14 protein-coding genes are annotated in these 18,627 nt (G+C 41.6%); 9 read left to right on the forward strand and 5 right to left on the reverse strand.

Annotated elements, in window-relative coordinates:
* Nucleotides 1-109 precede the first annotated feature (109 nt).
* The 9 genes from FO442_RS11290 to FO442_RS11330 all read left to right on the forward strand — a co-directional run bounded on the left by FO442_RS11290 (nucleotide 110) and on the right by FO442_RS11330 (nucleotide 12,116).
* Nucleotides 110-1,231: a vWA domain-containing protein gene (locus tag FO442_RS11290; protein WP_144333299.1), complete on the forward strand. Its 1,122-nt coding sequence runs from the start codon at nucleotides 110-112 to the stop codon at nucleotides 1,229-1,231.
* A 152-nt stretch (nucleotides 1,232-1,383) separates the two neighbouring features.
* Entirely contained in the window at nucleotides 1,384-1,893 is a 510-nt protein-coding gene (locus FO442_RS11295) for a YdeI/OmpD-associated family protein (protein WP_144333300.1), read from the forward strand.
* 45 nt (nucleotides 1,894-1,938) lie between these two features.
* Nucleotides 1,939-3,078, forward strand: a complete 1,140-nt coding sequence (locus FO442_RS11300) for a cysteine desulfurase family protein (RefSeq protein ID WP_144333301.1) — start codon at nucleotides 1,939-1,941, stop codon at nucleotides 3,076-3,078.
* 79 nt (nucleotides 3,079-3,157) lie between these two features.
* Nucleotides 3,158-4,444, forward strand: coding sequence for a serine hydrolase domain-containing protein (locus FO442_RS11305; RefSeq protein ID WP_144333302.1), 1,287 nt, complete (start codon nucleotides 3,158-3,160; stop codon nucleotides 4,442-4,444).
* 55 nt (nucleotides 4,445-4,499) lie between these two features.
* Nucleotides 4,500-5,609 carry a glycosyltransferase family 4 protein gene (locus FO442_RS11310; protein ID WP_186280072.1) on the forward strand — a complete coding sequence of 370 codons (1,110 nt, stop codon included), beginning with the start codon at nucleotides 4,500-4,502 and terminating at the stop codon, nucleotides 5,607-5,609.
* A 45-nt stretch (nucleotides 5,610-5,654) separates the two neighbouring features.
* Nucleotides 5,655-6,098, forward strand: a complete 444-nt coding sequence (locus FO442_RS11315) for a hypothetical protein (RefSeq protein ID WP_144333304.1) — start codon at nucleotides 5,655-5,657, stop codon at nucleotides 6,096-6,098.
* 361 nt (nucleotides 6,099-6,459) lie between these two features.
* Nucleotides 6,460-9,432 carry a TonB-dependent receptor gene (locus FO442_RS11320; RefSeq protein WP_144333305.1) on the forward strand — a complete coding sequence of 991 codons (2,973 nt, stop codon included), beginning with the start codon at nucleotides 6,460-6,462 and terminating at the stop codon, nucleotides 9,430-9,432.
* Nucleotides 9,433-9,646: 214 nt separating this feature from the next.
* A complete protein-coding gene (locus FO442_RS11325) occupies nucleotides 9,647-11,260 on the forward strand; it encodes a T9SS type A sorting domain-containing protein (protein WP_144333306.1) in 1,614 nt (537 codons plus the stop codon).
* Nucleotides 11,261-11,582: 322 nt separating this feature from the next.
* Nucleotides 11,583-12,116: an NADPH-dependent FMN reductase gene (locus FO442_RS11330; protein WP_144333307.1), complete on the forward strand. Its 534-nt coding sequence runs from the start codon at nucleotides 11,583-11,585 to the stop codon at nucleotides 12,114-12,116.
* Here FO442_RS11330 and bshB1 read toward each other — a convergent pair.
* The 5 genes from bshB1 to FO442_RS11355 form a co-directional block, all read right to left on the reverse strand.
* Nucleotides 12,099-12,818 (reverse strand): bacillithiol biosynthesis deacetylase BshB1, encoded by a 720-nt coding sequence (gene bshB1, locus FO442_RS11335; protein WP_186280074.1) that lies wholly within the window; start codon nucleotides 12,816-12,818, stop codon nucleotides 12,099-12,101. The genes FO442_RS11330 and bshB1 overlap by 18 nt on opposite strands.
* Entirely contained in the window at nucleotides 12,815-13,279 is a 465-nt protein-coding gene (locus tag FO442_RS11340; RefSeq protein WP_144333309.1) for a glutathione peroxidase, read from the reverse strand. Before FO442_RS11340 ends, bshB1 begins: the two co-directional genes overlap by 4 nt.
* The gene (locus tag FO442_RS11345; RefSeq protein WP_144333310.1) at nucleotides 13,276-16,479 is read right to left on the reverse strand and encodes a cytochrome c biogenesis protein; all 3,204 of its coding nucleotides are present in this window, start codon (nucleotides 16,477-16,479) and stop codon (nucleotides 13,276-13,278) included. Before FO442_RS11345 ends, FO442_RS11340 begins: the two co-directional genes overlap by 4 nt.
* A gap of 247 nt (nucleotides 16,480-16,726) precedes the next feature.
* A complete protein-coding gene (locus FO442_RS11350) occupies nucleotides 16,727-17,482 on the reverse strand; it encodes a zinc ribbon domain-containing protein (protein WP_144333311.1) in 756 nt (251 codons plus the stop codon).
* A 3-nt stretch (nucleotides 17,483-17,485) separates the two neighbouring features.
* Nucleotides 17,486-18,580, reverse strand: coding sequence for a Nif3-like dinuclear metal center hexameric protein (locus tag FO442_RS11355; RefSeq protein ID WP_144333312.1), 1,095 nt, complete (start codon nucleotides 18,578-18,580; stop codon nucleotides 17,486-17,488).
* Between the last annotated feature and the right edge of the window lie 47 nt (nucleotides 18,581-18,627).

Genomic DNA, 18,627 nt, shown 5'->3' on the forward strand with positions numbered 1-18,627 from the left:
GATCCGGAAAAAAATAACTCAAACCAAATTCAAACTATTGATTTAGAAATTCATTGTATCGTCTTTGAACTTTTTTAACACCTGGTTGTAATGCATAAAAACAGCAACCATGAAGACAATACTATCAAGCTTACTCATTTGCATCAGTTCTTTTTCTTTTGCTCAACCCATTCATCCGAGTGATGAATCACGTAAAATTCAAATCGCAATCCTGTTCGACACTTCAGGAAGTATGAATGGTTTGATCGAACAAGCCAAGTCCACTATCTGGAAAATTGTCAATATGGCATCCAAAATGTCGGATAAAGGAAAAACCCCACAGCTGGAAATTGCGTTGTATGATTATGGAAATGACGAGATCAAAACTCCGAATTGGGTCCGCAAACGCACCGACCTGATCGCCGATTTGGATTCCATTTCCGGACAACTTTTTTCACTCCGGACCAATGGCGGATCGGAATACTGTGCGGCCGTTATCGAATCTTCGATCAATGACCTCAAATGGTCTCCCAATCCAACAGACCTTCGATTAATCTATATCGCAGGAAATGAGCCGTTCAACCAGGGACCGATCGATTATAAGAAAATCCTGAAAATTGCCGCAAGCAAAGACATTATCGTAAATACGATCTATTGCGGGCCATACGATCAGGGAGTAAAAGAATTTTGGTACGACGGAGCTCAGCAAACCCAGGGATCGTATTTCAATATCAATTCCAACGAGGAAATCAGACACATTGATACGCCTTATGACAAAGAAATTATCTCTGTAAACGATTCATTGAATAAAACCTATGTCGGGTACGGAAGAGAAGGCAACTACCGTTCCAATAAACAAGCCGAAGAAGATCAGAATGCCAGTTTGAAAGGATATGCCGTAATGAGTGAACGCGCTGCAGCCAAATCGAAATCCAATTATAAAAATGCCAATTGGGATTTAGTTGATGGAATAGACCAGGGAAATGTAAACCTGGACAGTATCCGGGTGGAAGATCTTCCGGCAGAACTGAAAGGAAAATCCAAAGAGGAACAAACGAAGTATATCGAACAGAAGAAAGCAGACCGGACACGTTATCAGAATCAGATCGGGGAGCTTTCCAAAAAACGGGAAGAATACATCGCTGAAGAAATGAAAAAAATCAACGAATCGGATGCAAAAAAGGATCTTGGATCAGCAATCATTGAATCGTTAGTTGCTACCGCTCAAAAAACAGGATTCACGGTTGAATAAAAGGAAGATCCTCCGAGTAGTATCGGGGGATTTTTGCTTTTCAGTGGATAAGTGCAAGATTATCCACCAGTTACCAGGGTAATTAATATTATCGGAATATTCTTTTCCCAATTAACAGTCTCTTATCTATCTTTGCGCTTCCAAGAATACGTATGATTGAATTCGAAACAGACATCAAAGCATTGGATTACCTCAACTATTGGTTCGTGGAAATTACCCCGGATATCCTGGCACTACTTCCCGGCAGAAAAGAAAAAGGTGATTTTAATCAGCGTCTGATTATCACTCTGGATTCCAAAATTCAATGGCAGGCAGGAATCCTGGCTCTCGGCGAAGGAAGCGGGCTCATTACCGTCCAAAAAAATCGCTTGAAAAAAATCGGGAAAACCTTAGGCGACACCGTGACCGTTCAATTGGAAAAAGACGATTCCGAATTTGGTGTGCCGGTTGCAGAAGAAATAAAAGAATACTGGTCCCAGGTTCCCGAATCAAAAGACCGGTTCGATGCTTTGACTCCGGGTATGAAACGGTATATCCTGAATCATGTTAACTCTGCAAAATCAACCGAAAAAAGACTGGAACGCACCCATTTTCTCATGTCAAACCTCCTTTTAGCTCCTCAAGGAAAAGAAACATTTCGGTTCCTTCTTGGAAAGGATTAATTCATTTCTTCTTCTGAATCTATTAAATTTGTAATAAAAAAGTCGATGCGAGTATATTTAGACAATGCTGCAACTACGCCACTGGCGAAAGAAGTTGCCGAAGCGATGATCCCTGTTTTACAAAATGAATTTGGAAATCCTTCTTCTACGCATTTCTATGGCCGACAAACCAAAGCATTAATCGAAACTTCGAGGCGGTCAATTGCAAAGCAGTTAAATTGTTCTCCCAATGAGCTGATCTTTACTTCCGGAGGAACAGAAGCAGATAATATCGCATTGAACACCGCTGTTTATCAATTGGGGGTCAAACGCATTATTTCAACAACCATTGAACACCATGCCGTTTGTCATACCATTGAGCATTTAGCCGAACGCGAAAACATAGAGGCCTGTTGGTTGAAAGTGGATTCCAAAGGAAATATTGATTTAAATGAATTGGAATCGTATTTGAAGGATGAAAAACCAACCCTGGTTTCATTAATGCATGCCAATAATGAAATCGGGACCTTAACTCCGATCGAAAAAGTAAGTGCATTGTGCAAAAAATACAATGCTTATTTTCATACGGACACGGTTCAGACTATGGGGCATTATGCTTTTGATCTGAATGCCCTGGGAATTGACTTTGTGACTTGTGCGGCGCATAAATTTCACGGTCCGAAAGGAATCGGTTTCTTATATGCGAACAAGCGCATTAAAACAGATGTTCTGATTCATGGCGGAGCGCAGGAAAGAGGATTGCGCGGAGGAACAGAAAACGTATATGGAATCGTTGGACTTGCAAAAGCAATAGAACTGGCCTACAGCCATTTGGAAGAGCACCAGGCACATGTCCAGGGATTGAAATCCTATATGATAAACCGACTGCAGTCAATCCTTCCGGGAGTTACCTTTCATGGTGAAATTGCTCCGGAAAAAAGCCTTTACACGGTTTTAAATGTGTGTTTGCCTCCGACAGAAAAATCCGGTATGTTATTGTTTACATTGGATTTAAAAGGTGTAGCCTGTTCAGGTGGCTCCGCTTGTTCTTCAGGAGCAGCAAAAGGTTCTCACGTACTGGAGGGAATCCATGCAGACAATTCCCGCCCGAATGCACGCTTCTCCTTTTCGAGATATACTACCAAAGAAGAAATTGATTTCGCAATCGAACAACTCGAGGCGATCTATGAAAAGGTGCTGGTTTAAACCAAATTGAAAAAGTGTTATCTTACCATAAAATTTGCAACTTGTTCCAACACTCCGGAATTCACCATTTTGAATTGATATGAAACACTTCTTACTCCTGCTGACTTTCCTCCTCGGCTTTTCAAGTTTAAAGGCACAAACGTATTTTCCTCCCCTAACGGGAACTACCTGGTCCACAACCGATCCGGCAACCTTGGGCTGGTGCCAGGATTCCATCACGAAATTATACGATTGGCTGGAAGCATCCGACTCCAAAGCCTTCATCGTATTGAAGGATGGAAAAATTGTTTTGGAGAAGTATTTCGGAACATTTACTGCGGATAGTTTTTATGTTTGGAATTCGGCCGGAAAGACTTTGACCGCTTATGCTGTCGGAATTGCACAACATGAAGGCTTCCTGGATATCAATGATCCGACAAGCGATTACCTGGGAACAGGTTGGACCAGCTTAACGCTTCCACAGGAAAGTGCGATTACGATCAGGCATCAACTGACTATGACAACGGGATTAGATGACGGTGTTCCTGACTTCTATTGTACAGACCCGGCTTGTCTGGTTTACAAAGCAGATCCTGGAACAAGATGGGCTTACCACAACGGACCGTATACCCTACTCGATTCTGTTATCGAATCTGCCACAGGAATGACACTGAATACCTGGGTGAATCAAAAAATTTCATCAAAAATCGGGTTAACCGGCTTGTATATTCAATCAGGATATAACAATGTGTTCGTTTCCAAAGCAAGGGGGATGGCACGATTCGGATTACTGCTCTCACAAGACGGTTACTGGAACACAACGCCTGTTCTTCCGGATGTAACTTACTTGAATGAAATGCGGAACAGCAGTCAGAGTTTGAACAACTCTTACGGTTACCTGACCTGGCTCAATGGAAAAACTTCCTTTATGATTCCGCAATCCCAACTGATCTTCCCGGGAGAATTATGTCCAAATGCACCGCCAGATATGTATGCAGCAGAAGGAAAAAACGGCCAGATCATTAACGTCGTACCATCTCAAGGCCTGGTTCTCGTAAGAATGGGAAGCAGCATGGGAAACAGCCTGGTTGGAACCCAATACAATGATACCATTTGGCAATACATGAACCGCTTAGCCTGCGTTGCCGGTATTTCCGATCAATCGTTGGAAACTATCCAAATTTCACCTAATCCGACAAATGGGTTAATTCTTATTTCCGAGCTAAAGGGACACGAAATATTTGAACTAAAAAACCAGCAGGGACAATCCGTTCCTTTTCAGCAAATTGGAAACGAGATCGCTTTGAAAAATTTGCAAGCAGGAGTTTATTTTCTCACAATCCGTAAAGAAAATCACACAAAAACTTTTCGCGTCATATGTAATTAGTGAAAAAATGCGCTAAATTTAGCCTATGTCCGACACAAAAAGACATATTCTAATTATGAGCTCCTGGTTTCCGACACGCGTCGACCCGTATGCCGGAAATTTTGTAGAACGCTTTGCGCACTTGCTTTCAGACACCTATGAAGTAACCGTACTTCATACAATGGGCGACAAAAATTGCAGTTCCATTGAAGTCGATGATCAGCAAACCGATAACCTGCGCATCATCCGCATTTATCATCACATCTCCAAGAACCGTTTTATTCATTGGTGGCTTCAGCGAAAAGCACTGAGAAAAGGGTTGGGAATGCTGGATCACATTGATTTGATCTTTGCACATGTTTTTCTTCCTAGAGCTATGCAGTTCGCCCGGGTACAGCGGTATTTCCACGTGCCTCTGATTGTGATGGAACATGGATCGTATTACCGGAAAAAACTGATTAAAAGTTTTATTTCCCTGCACCAGCAGGTTATTAAACGCGGAAGCAGGCATACCAGTGAAATAGTTGCTGTTTCAAATGTATTGAGAACAGACATGAAACCGGTCTTTCCAACTACGAAGATCCAGGTTGTTCCCAATTTTGTAGACGAAGACCTGTTCACTTTAAGAGAAACCAATCCGGTTCACCGCACCAAGTTCATTCACATTTCAACACTGGATAAGAACACAAAGAATCCGGGTTTTCTCTTCGACGGATTTCTAAATGCCTACCTGGAATCAGGAAAGAAGGTCAGTTTAACGGTTGTTTCCGATCAGGATACGGATGAATGGGAAAGATGGGCTAAATTAAACAGCTGCCGGGAAGCGATCAATTTCATTGGGCCGTGCGAATGGGAAGAAGTCAGCCAATTGTTAAGAGAACACGATGCCCTGATCCTGACATCCGAATATGAAACGTTCAGTATTGTGATTGCTGAAGCCTGGTTAACTGGAACTCCCATTATTTCCACACCGGTGGGAATTGCTGCAAATATGACTGAAGCATTGGGCATTAGAATAGAACACAACAACATCGCCGATCTGAAACATGCAATTTTGGATATGATGAATGGAAAGTTCCAATTCGATAAGGAATTCTTACGTGCCTTTGGGATGCAATTTTCCAAGGAAAGCGTTAAGAAACAATTGATCGAGTTATTCAACAAGCATTTCATTATTTACGAATAGTTCAAACAGTTTAATCGTTGAATTTTTAAATTCTTAAACTTTTTCATGGACAAAAGAACACTCTTCCAACTCTTAACGGCCGGCATATCTGAGAAAATAACTTCCTTACAGGCAGATATTGCCGATTTGCAAAAGGGAATGACAGAAGACAGTAAAAGTTCAGCTGGAGACAAATTCGAAACGGCACGCGAAATGGCACAGCAGGAACTGGTAAAACTAAGCAAACAGTTAAACGAACAGCACCGTTTGAAAAGTTTGCTCGCCAATCAACCGATTGAACATACACTCCAGGTTCAACCTGGATCACTTGTTCAGACCAATAAAGGATTGTTTCTAATCGGAATTCCGATTGGGAATAATTTCTTTGAAGGCAAGAAACTGACCGGGATTGGTCTGGGTGCTCCTCTTGGTCAATTGTTACTGCACAAAAAGAAAGCAGACCAGGTTTTCTTTAATAATCAGCAATTCATCATCGAAGAAATCTATTGATGCAAGCACAAACATTTTTTACTGCTCCACCATAAAAAATCAATATTCAAACTACTTGTAATTCTCCTGTCATTGAATTCGGGATTCTGCTTTTCCCTGGATATCCCATACAGACACTATTTAAACAACCTATTCAAACGGAAATAGAAGCTTTTGTCGTGAAATTGACCATTCGATCATAGAAACCGGAAAAGATTACATTTTAAAACACTATTTTTGATCCATTGCAAAATCCTTTTAGCTGGTATTAACTCAATGTTAAGAAGCTTCATAATTTGTTTACACAAGCCTTACAATCCAATAATTTTGCACTTAATTTAGAATAATCTTGTAGCTGTTCCTTTGTGGCAAAATTAAAGCTATGAAGATATTTCTTTCCGTTGTTTCATTACTAATTGCAGGTTTTGCATTTACGCAAGACAAAAACACCGGAGTAATTCAGGGAAAAGTGATCGATTCTGAAACAGGAGAAGGACTTCCTTCCGCCCAGGTAGAATTGGTTGAAAAAGCAAAACGAATCCTGTCTGACATCGAAGGTATTTACAATTTCGACAAATTGGAAAAGGGGACGTACACAATCAAAATCGTGTATCCCGGAATGCCAACCCAAGTTGTAAATGACATCCAGGTTAAGCCGGGAGAAGTGACTAATATTGACGTAGTCATGTCGCCACCTGCAGAAGACAGTACTTCCATCGGTGAAATTGTTATTTCCGCAAAAAGAATTACAGATACAGACCAGGGAGTTGTGTTGGCCCAGAAGAATGCCAACAGCGTAGGCGATGTGGTGTCCAGTCAATCCATTCAAAAATCTACCGCCAGCAACACCAGTGATGTATTGAAAATGGTCAGTGGCGCAAGCATCCAGGACAATAAATTTGCAGTCATTCGTGGTTTGAACGACCGATACAATGCTGCTTTCCTGAATGGTTCCCCGCTTCCTAGTTCCGAAAGCGACAGAAAAGCATTCTCATTCGATATGTTTCCATCCAATATGCTGGACAACTTAACGATTACCAAATCCGCAACTCCGGACCAACCGGCAGAATTTGCAGGAGGATTAATCCAAATCAATACGAAAAGTATTCCTGAAAAGAACTTCTTTTCATTCCAGGTAGGAACCGGAATCAATACCATCACGACTTTTAAAGACCGTACTTCTTATAAAGGAGGAAAAACGGATTGGATAGGAATTGATGACGGAACACGTAAAATTCCAGCTGCGGTACCGGCATACGGACAATACCCGTTAAATATTCACGACCAGGCCAAACTGGCCAAAGAAGTATCCACAGACTGGGCAACGACAGACAGTAAATTCCTTCCGAATCTAAGCCTCCAGGCTTCAGCTGGTTTCAATAAGAAATTCGGAAAACGTGAATTCGGGATGATCGCTGCGCTTACTTACAGCAGAAGCTTTAGCTACAATGAAACCGTTCGTCGGGGTTATTCAAACAGCACAGACCCGAATTCAGTTCAATCGACACAAATCGATTACGACTATTTGGACCACAATAACGTGACCAACTTACTTGCGGGAGCTTTAATGAATTTTGCTTTCAAGATCAATGAACGCAACACAATCAACTTTAAAAATATCTACAGTATCAACTCTTCCGATAAACTGATCAACAGAACAGGAGAAATCAATCCACTGGAATCCAATCCGAATTTATTGAGATCCAATGCACGCTGGTTCACCTCGGATCAGGTTTATTCCGGACAATTGGAAGGACAGCACGGTTTAAGAGCCAAAGGATTAAAAGTAAACTGGTTGGCAGGATACAGCAACGTTCACCGTACTGTTCCGAATTTGAGCAGATCAATCTATACCCGTAATAAATACATCATTGACCCGAGTAATCCAAATGCAAGAGATACGCAATATGTAGCCAATATTTCATACACGAATGTTGGTCCGAGCTACGGAGGAGGAATGTTTTTCTCAGACAACAAAGAAAGTTCAATCAACGAGCGGGTGGATTTGGCATACGGAACGAACTTATTCGGAAAATTCAAAAGCGAATTCAAGATCGGGGTGTACAACCAGGTCCGTACCAGAAAGTTTGATGCACGCCAATTGGGATATACCCGTTACGGTGTAACAGGAGGAAGTGTTCAATTCGACGAAAGTTTATTGTATTTGCCGGAGGACCAGATCTTCTCTTCTCAAAACATGGGATTAATCGAACCGGGAGCTAACGGGAACCCTGGAAAAGGTGGTTTTAAATTGACCGACGGAACCAAATTCTCTGATAAATACGACGCACAATCCATGTTGAACGCGGCATACCTTCAATTGGATAATCGATTCGGACGTTTCCGTTTCATCTATGGTGTTCGTGCCGAATATTTCCAGCAACAATTGAACGCACTGAGAGACGACAATTCTGAATTGAAAATCAATACCAAGAAGTTGGATGTTCTTCCTTCCATCAATGCCATTTTTGAAGCAAACAGACGAACAAATGTTCGTTTGAGTTACTCGCAAACATTGAACAGACCGGAATACCGCGAACTTGCTCCTTTTGCATTCTATGATTTCACTACGAACTTTGTAATTTCAGGAAATGACAGTTTGAAACGAGCATTGATCCACAACCTGGATTTACGATACGAAACATTCCCCGGAAGAGGTCAATTATTCTCTGCGACCATCTTCTACAAAAACTTCATCAATCCGATCGAGCAAAAATCCCGTCCGGATGTTATCAATGAGATTTCGTTCCAAAATGTGGCTTCTGCAACCAACTACGGGTTGGAATTGGAGGCGCGTACTCTGATCTCAACAATCTTCGGTTTGGATACTTCTTCCTTCTTTGATGATTTGACCGTATACTCGAATTTATCTATTATCCGTTCGAAAGTAGATGTTTCAAGTGTTGCGGGAAGTGTAGCAGATTCAAGACCGCTTCAGGGTCAGTCTCCGTATGTTTTCAACGCGGGAATCCGATATGACAATCCGCGCAATCAATGGGGAGCTGCATTGAACATCAACCGTGTCGGACAGCGCATCGCCATCGTTGGGAACGTGAATGAGCCGGATTTGTGGGAACAGGCAAGAACGTTCCTTGATCTGCAGATTACAAAATCCTTTATGAAAGGACGGGCACAGTTTAAATTAAACATCCAGAATATTCTTGCGCAAGACCAGGTCTTCTATCAAAACAGTTCAACAGCAAGAGCTGATGCGAAAGGAATGAACGGGTTCTTTAACACCATTTTCGTTGGAGACAAGAATAATGTGAAAGGATACAACAAGGATATTGATCAGCAAGTATGGAAAACGAATTTCGGAAGAACATTCAGTGCCTCCATCAGCTTCCGATTGTAAGATAAAAAACATCCGGGAGGCCATCAGTCAATTGATTGATGGCCTTTCTTTTTCAGTTTAACTTTTTACGTGTCACTAAAACGATTGAGCTAATATTAAATTATTGCTACTTCAGTTAAGATGAACTTAACATTTATTTACTTGAATCGTAACTTAAAGTAAAGGATAGAACAAGGTTAGTAAATCAATTTTGTACCAAGAAAAAAAACGAAAAATGAAAAAAATTTACTTAAGTGCATTGTTCGCAGGTTTAGGAACTTTAGCAGCATTTGGACAGTTTGAACAAACAACGTATCGCGGTGCTTTTGCTCCAGCTCCAACTCCGATGTGGACAGAAGGATGGGCAAACTGGGATCCTCAAAACACAAACTACGGTACCCCAAACCAAACGATTACAACAAACATCACAGCAAACACTACCTGGACTGCAGGAAATGTTTACTTGTTACAAGGTCAGATCTACGTTAAGAACAACGCAACTTTGACTATTGAACCGGGAACAATCATCATGGGTGACAAAGCTGTTCAGGGTTCAGGTTTGTTTATTACAAAAGGAGCGAAATTGATGGCTCAAGGTACAGCAAACGCTCCGATCGTATTTACATCCAACCAAGCAGCAGGTTCTCGTTCGGCAGGTGACTGGGGAGGAATCATCCTGTTAGGAAAAGCTGCTAACAACCAAACAAACGGTGTTGCGAATATCGAAGGACTTGCTCCTACTACAGACACTGAGTTTGGTGGTGGAATGACTCCTGACAATGCAGATAATTCAGGTGCTTTAACATTCGTACGTATCGAATTCCCGGGTTATGCATACCAAACGGATAAAGAGATCAACGGGTTGACTTTCGGATCTGTAGGTTCAGGTACTGAGATCAACTTTGTACAGGTTTCTTTCTCTAATGATGATGCATATGAGTGGTTCGGTGGAACAGTAAATGCTAAACATTTGGTTTCTTACAGAAATTTGGATGATGATTTCGATACGGATTTCGGATTCGCAGGAAATGTACAGTTCGGTTTGATCGTTCGTGACCCGAATATTGCTGATAACCCGTCAGTATCTACTTCAGAAGGTTTTGAATCAGATAACGACGCTTCAGGATCTACAAACAATCCTCAAACAAATGCTACATTCTCTAACGTTACAGCAGTCGGGCCTTACCGTGGAAACACTGCTAATACAATTGCTGCAGGATACCGTCGTGGAGCACGTATTCGCCGAAATTCCGCTTTAGATATCCGCAACTCGATCTTTATGGATTTCCAAAGAGGAATTCACATTGACGGAGCAGCTTGTGAAGGAAATGCAACCAATGGTTTGATCGTATACAAAAACAACATCGTTGCAGGAAATGTTACCGGTAAAGTAACTGAGAAAAATGCAGGAAGTACTTTTGACATCGTATCCTGGTTCGCAGCCGGATCAAATGATTCAATCGCTTCTACAGCAGGAATTTTAACAACACCTTACAATTACCTTACTCCTGACTACCGTCCGGCAGCAAGTTCTCCACTTTTAAGCGGATCTGATTTTACAGGTCTTTTGGGAATCAAAGAAGTTTCAGCAATTGCAGGTGTTTCTTTATACCCTAACCCTACCAATTCAAATGCTAAATTATTTGTTGACGTAGCACAAAACAGTACGATTGAAGTAGTTGTAATGAATGCAAACGGACAAGTAATGCAAACAGTAGGTACTAAATACGCTGAAGTTGGAACTCATGAGTTCACGATCAACGCAGCAGATTTCGCTCAAGGGTTGTACTACGCAGTAGTAAGAACCAATGATGCAGTGAAGACTGTTAAATTGAGCGTTGTAAAATAAGAGATTAGCTAAGGCTGATCGAAGACTACTAATCCAGTAATTCCGGATTTCTGACGGAAAAAGTTTTCTCTGTTAGTTTAGTTTTATAGCAAGTAAAAGGGTTCGTTTCGACGGACCCTTTTTCATATCGTGAAATTGCAACAACATGAAAACATGCTATCATGTTTTCGTTATATAACGAAGAGGCACCAAAGTGAGACTGGAAATAACTAATCAAATCCCTGTAAAATCTGTCATTAAAGCCCTATTTTAATCTGATAATATCCCTATCTTCGTACAAAATTATTCGACCATACATGTCGGGGTCTAAAGAAAAAGCATCATGAAAATATTAGCATTCGGAGCAAGTACCAGTAAATCTTCTATCAACCAGCAATTTGCCCATTTTGCTGCCCATCAATTTGATGGAGAGGTCAACATGATCGACTTAAACGACTTCGAAATGCCTGTTTTTTCTGTGGATAAAGAAAAGAAAGATGGATACCCGGTTCAGGCGCACGAATTGCATGACATTATTGAAAATTCGGACTTTTTAGTCATTTCCATGACGGAACATAACGGAAGTTATACGGCTGCGTTCAAAAACACATTGGATTGGTGTTCCAGGTTAAACAACAGCGTATTTCACAACAAACCCATGCTGCTAATCTCCACTTCTCCTGGAAAACTAGGGGCAAAATTCTCCCTGGAAGCCGCATTAAGCCGTTTCCCGCGCCATACGGCAAATATCCTGGGACATTTTAGCCTGCCAAGTTTTGATGAAAACTTCAAAGACGGAATCATCAATGAAGAATTAGCGAAAGAGTTTAATGATTTGATTTCAAACGTAAAGGAAACTTTATCTAAGCTCAAATAGAGAATTCACACCGATAATTCGCTCCACAGTATAACCTTCCGCATAGCGGACACCTATATTGCGACCGAATTCAGCCATTCTTCCACGAAGAAATTCAAAAAATTCTTCCCCGGAGATCGGGGTCTTCGGTTCAGTCGAATTCGGATCCCAGAATTGGGTTTTATATGCTTTAATCGAATCGAATTTCTGTTCCACGAAATCCGTCACATCAACAACGAAATCCGGTTGCAGGTAACGGTCCTGGACATAATGATACACCGCTTGTGGTCTGTGTGCTTCCTGCGGTTCTCCGTTCCATGTTGTTTCAATTTTACGCAACCCGGCTAAAAAACACGCTTCGGAAGCCAGTTTACCTCCTCTTCCATGATCCGGATGACGGTCAGAAACAGCATTTAATAATACGATTTGTGGTTTGAATCTCCGGATTTGTTCAATAATCAATCTTAGATTTTCTTCCGAATGTTCAAAAAAGCCATCGGCCATTTTCAGGTTGACGCGTTCGGTCAATCCCAGTATCCGGGCAGCAGCAGCAGCTTCTTCCTTACGTGTTTCTTTCGTACCACGCGAGCCCAATTCACCTTGTGTCAGGTCAATAATTCCGGTAGTGTAACCCATTGCCCGGTGCTTCAAAAGAGTTCCTGAAGCGGAAAGTTCTACATCGTCCGGATGGGCACCGATAGCTAATATATCAATTTGACTCATGATTTTTTAATCCAATCTAAAATATGCGATTCTGCAGGCTCTGTTTGAGGAGAAAAATAGCCGGCAATTTTGCCTTCCTGATCGATCAGGTATTTCTGAAAATTCCAGCTTACTTCGGTACCGGTTTGTTCTTTCAGCCATTCATAAATCGGATGAATCTCTTCACCAATCGTATGCACCTTTTCCGAGAGCGGGAAACTTACCCCGTAATTGACGGAACAAAAAGTTGCGATCTCTTCTGCTGTTCCCGGCTCCTGTCCGGCAAAATCATTGCAGGGAACTCCTATTATTGCGAAATGATCTCCACCGAATGCTTCATTCAGCTCTTGAAGCTGCGCATATTGCGGAGTTAACCCGCATTGAGAAGCCACATTCACCAATAGGACTTTCTTCCCTTTAAAATCATTCCAGTCAATCGGTTTCCCGTCTAAGTAATTCAATGAAAAATCATATAGTCTCATAGCAATTCTCTTTGAGTCTGAAGATACTTCTTATTTCGAACTCCTGCAACAATAGTCAGTACCAGGAAGATTGCAATGGTAAGCCATACATATCCCGGTAAATTTACCGATCCGTCGCCGTTCGCATAAGAGTGTAATCCAACCAGGATAAAGTTCACTCCAAAGAAGGTAAATAGGATAGCCGCATATCCCCACATAGCTGCAGCGTTGAAAGCAAATTTCCCTTTTAATCCCGGAATATATCTGAAATGAAGAATGATTGCATACACCAGTACGGAAACCAAAGCCCACGTTTCTTTCGGGTCCCAGCCCCAATATCTTCCCCACGATTCATTGGCCCAAATTCCCCCAAGGAAGGTTCCGATCGTCAGCATAAATAGGCCAATGGTGATAGTCATTTCACTAACCGCCGTAAGCACGGTAATATTCTTTGTTACTTCCTTTCCATTCTTTGAACTTCTTGTCAGGTATAGAATAATATTGACAAAACTGATAATGAATCCAAGTCCCAGGAACCCGTAACTACTCGTAATAATTGCTACATGGATCATCAACCAGTAACTTTTCAATACCGGCTGCAAAGGAGTAATTTCCGGGTCCAGTAAGTTCAATTGAGAAACGAAAATGAAGAACCATGCCAATAAAGCTGCTGCTGCCAAAATCACCACGCTTGTTCGCGAGAAGATAAATCCTGCAAGAACTATCACCCAAGCGATGAAAACCATCGCTTCGTATCCGTCACTCCATGGAGCGTGTCCCGAGATCATACTTCTCATGAACAATCCTGCGCCATGATACAGAAAAATAATCCCCATCAGGGCAAAAATCACTTTGCCGGCAATGGAATAACGGCGATCTGATTTTTCGGATGGATTGAAGAATACACGGATGAAGAATATGATCAATAAAATCAATGAAAACAGGATGTAGGAATTTCCTGAATTTTTAAAAATTCCCATTTTATTGTAGGAAACCTCCATTTTCACATGTGATTCGGATGGAAGAATGGACACAGGCGCGATCGAACGCTGCATTTTCTTCAGATCATTCAATAACTTCGTTGATTTGGAGAAATTAGTATTTGATTTTGCCGCATCATTCAACGAACTAATATAAGACAAGGCCAATCGGCTCGAAACACTGTCGTGCATCATTAATTCCTGGTTGAAAGGCATGAACCAGCGATTCGCTTTATCCCCTTTCATCGGAATGATTTTCATGTAATTCCAGTTAACAATCCCCAATAGCACCTGGTATTTCTCACCCAATTTGATCAATTTCTTCTGTGCTTCGGATTGCTGACCTTCCGGCTTTTGCAAAGCGGCATTGTAATCATCGATCCATTTAAAGTTTCCGGTCTCATCAGTCAATTCCCGGAAAGAAACGTATTTCGTCAGGTTGTATTTATCAAATAATGCCGATGGAACAAGAATTACCTTTTGGTCCAGCCAATAATCCGGGTACATGTGCATGCTGATCACTGTTTGTACGGCATTACGTCCTTCGTATGTATTGGAACGGTACAATTTGCTCAATAACTGGTCACACATGGTATGCATCGGGATGATGCGCCCGCGGTTGTCCTGGACAAGCAAGGTAGCCAATTCATCACTCTGATCTTCCGAGATAAAGTAAACAACCGGTTTTACAGGAGCTGCAGGAATTGCCTGATCGTGCTGATGGGTATGCTCGTGGTCATGAACGTGCCCAGAGGAATCCTGTGCATAAACCGCTGCTGAAAACAAAGTAACCAATAGAGCAATCACTGATTTTGCATGCGATTTTTTCAATACTCCGATCAATTCTCTGAAACGGGAACTTGGAGCAAACAAACTAAACACCATACCGATAAACATCATTAAATATCCGAAGTAAGTAATGTTCGTCCCCCAGAAATCGTGATTTACACTTAAAATTGTTCCCTGCTCGTCTGCATCATACGAAGACTGGAAGAAACGATAACCACCGTAATCCAATACATGGTTCATAAATACGCGCTTCGTGCCGAACTCATTGTTAGCCGTATCCAACACCTGCAGATCGCTCGCATAGGAAGAAGGCATATCCGACCCCGGGTAGCGGTCCAAAATAAAATCGTTGCATTTCATATAGAATGGAATTGTAATCCGCTTCATTCCATATTCCAGTCGGTAATTCAATCCATTCATTTCAAAGTAGGCAGATTCGCCGATTTCTTTTGCTCCGCCTCTCAAACGGACAATTTTGGAATGAGGACCATCGGTCACCTTTACCGTTAAGTAATCCGAACCAACATCCCTTCTTCCCGAAGGGATTAATTTCTTACCAACATTCGGAATTTCCTGTTTAAACACGAATTGTTGTCCAGCAATCTGGTAAAGGGTTGTGGTAGCAAACACCACTTCCTCTCCCGGAGCAACTTGTACGAATGCCGAATCCGGCGGAGCAATACCACTTTGACGTGCCTTCTGCATTTCTTTCATAGGGATATATTGCAGCGGCATGTTTGGTTTCAAACGCAAAGTGTCGTTCTTCCGGTAAATATTTACCCCATTTACCAAATTCGGTGAAAAAGCAACAGGTACACCATTCAGGTTAAAAATCTCGTTATCTATCAGATAATTGGACTTCATTCCATCTGTGACAATATCCAACGCACTGCTCTTGTATTTCGGATTGATCTCGATAGTATCGATTTGCTTCGACTTGAAATCCACATATTCAATCGAAATCGGTGTTTTATGCTTGGGAAATTCAATATCGAGGTTTGCGGAGTTGAACGGATAGGATTCTGCCAGGAACGTCTTTACATCGTGTGTCAGCTGAAACTCCTTGCCATCATTCACGTTTACCCACAAATACGGATCCGAAGTATAAACAATATTGGAAGAAGCATCTTCACGGATCATCATCATTCCTTCGTAGCTGATGTATCTGGTAACCCATGCACCGATGATGATTACAATGAACGAAAGATGGAAAAGCAATACCGCGATCTTTTCCCGTTTCCACATTTCATAACGGAATATATTCGCAACCAAATTTACACAAAGAAACGCCAACAGGATCTCAAACCACTTGGCATTATAGATCCACAACTTGGCCGCCTGTGTATTTTCGTATGATTCTATAAAGGTTGCGATTGCGATTGCGGAAAGGAAGATGAATAATCCCATTGCCATTGCTCTCATCGAGAAAAGAGCTTTTGCTAGTTTTTCCATGTAAAAACGGATTGATAATTTTCAGTTGCAAAAGTAAGTATTCGTTTGGGTTTTTCATTCAATATTTTGAGCGAATTATGAATTCAAGGTTCAAATTCCGAATGTCTTATCCAGGAAATTTTCATCTCCCTCCTGGAAGAGGGATTAAGGGAGGTGGCCACCCCTCTTTATCTCCCCTCAAGGGGAGAATGAAAAAAACAAAAAAGGGTTCACTTTCGTAAACCCTTTCAACAACCAGTGTCTATAATTAATCTTGTTCTACGACTTCCGCAGGAACCAGAATTCTTCCGCAATGTTCGCAAACGATTACTTTTCTGCGTGTATCGATATCCAATTGACGTTGAGGTGGAATCTTATTGAAACATCCTCCGCAAGAATCGCGGTCAACACCAACTACAGCCAATCCGTTTTTCGCGTTGGAACGCAAACGGTCATAAGCTGCAATCAAACGTGAATCAATCAAAGATTTTGCCTTTTCAGACTGAGCGATCAAGGCTTCCTCTTCTTTTTGTGTTTCTCCAACGATCTCGTTCAACTCATCTTGTTTCACTTTCAAATCGCCTTTACGCAATTCCAAACGCTCTTTCGCCTCATCCAGCACTTCTTTCTTGGAAGTAATCTTGATTTTAGCTTCTTTCATGCGTTTGTCGTGCAATTTAATCTCCAACTCCTGGTATTCGATCTCTTTCGCCAACGATTCAAATTCGCGATTGTTTCGCACATTATTTTGTTGATCCTTGAACTTTACGATTGCAGCTTCCGCATCCTTTATTGCAATTTTACGATCTGCAACTTCAGTATCCAGTTCTTTTGCTTCTTCCTGCAGGTTCTTGATTCTAGTCTCCAACCCTTCGATCTCGTCCTCTAAGTCCTGAACCTCCAAAGGCAATTCACCACGTACGGTTCTAATTTTATCGATTTGAGAATCAATCTTTTGCAACGCATACAATGCGTCCAACTTTTCAGCAACTGTTGTTTCTTTTGTACTTGCTTTTGCAGCCATACTTTAGAGATAATTTATCGGATTCGTATTTACACTCGTTAAACGAACCGCAAAATTAGTAAATTTTTTCTTCATTTGTGCTACTAACCACTCAGAAGTATATTGTTCCGACTCAAAATGCCCGATATCCGCAATCATCAAATGATCTTCCGCATCAAAAAACTCATGGTATTTAAAGTCTCCCGTAATAAAAACATCTGCTTTTGCCCGGATCGCATCTTTTAATAAAAAACTTCCCGATCCACCACAAACGGCAATCGTTTTAACCAATGATTTCGTCGGATTTGTATAACGGACCGCGCCACAATGAAAGGTCCTCTTCACCGTATTTAAGAAATCCATTACTTCCATTTCCTTTTCCAGCGTACCGATCATCCCGCTGCCGATATATTCGTTCGTATTGGATAAACCAATCAAATCGTATGCAATTTCCTCATAAGGATGTGCTGCTTTCATTGCGTCCAAAACTGCATTTAATGCATGCTGGCTAACGATTACTTCCACCTTCACCTCCCTCACAACTTCCAGTTCACCGGCTTTCCCAAGAAAAGGGTTCGCATCGATACCTGGCCTGAATCTTCCTTCTCCTTCCAAAGAAAAACTGCATGAGTCATAGGAGCCGATCATTCCTGCTCCCGCTTTAGCCATCGCTTCACGCACCAGGTCCGAATGTGTATGCGGAACGAAGACTGCGAGTTTGTGATTGATCGCTGCTTTCGGGCTCAATATCCGCACGTGTTTAAGCCCCAGTTTTTCAGAAATAATGTGATTCACACCGAAATGAACATTGTCCAGGTTGGTATGAATGGCAATCAGGTTAATATCATGCCTGATCGCTTTCAAAACGGTCCGTTCCACATAATTGGCGCCGGTAATGCGTTTCAATCCTTTGAAAATGATCGGATGATGGGTTACAATTACATTCGCTCCGTGCAAAATTGCTTCATCTATAATCGTTTCAATGCAATCCAATGCCACCAAAACGCCCTTAATTCCAGCTGTCGGGTCACCTACCAACAGACCGGAATTATCATACGGTTCCTGGTATGAAAACGGTGCTATCTGATTTAAATACGAAACGAGCTCTTTTACCTGCATTTTTTGAAGAATTTGATTATCAAAGTTACGAATTTCTAAGGGAAAAT

The organism is Fluviicola chungangensis (genome assembly GCF_007558725.1).
Lineage (GTDB): Bacteria > Bacteroidota > Bacteroidia > Flavobacteriales_D > Crocinitomicaceae > Fluviicola > Fluviicola chungangensis.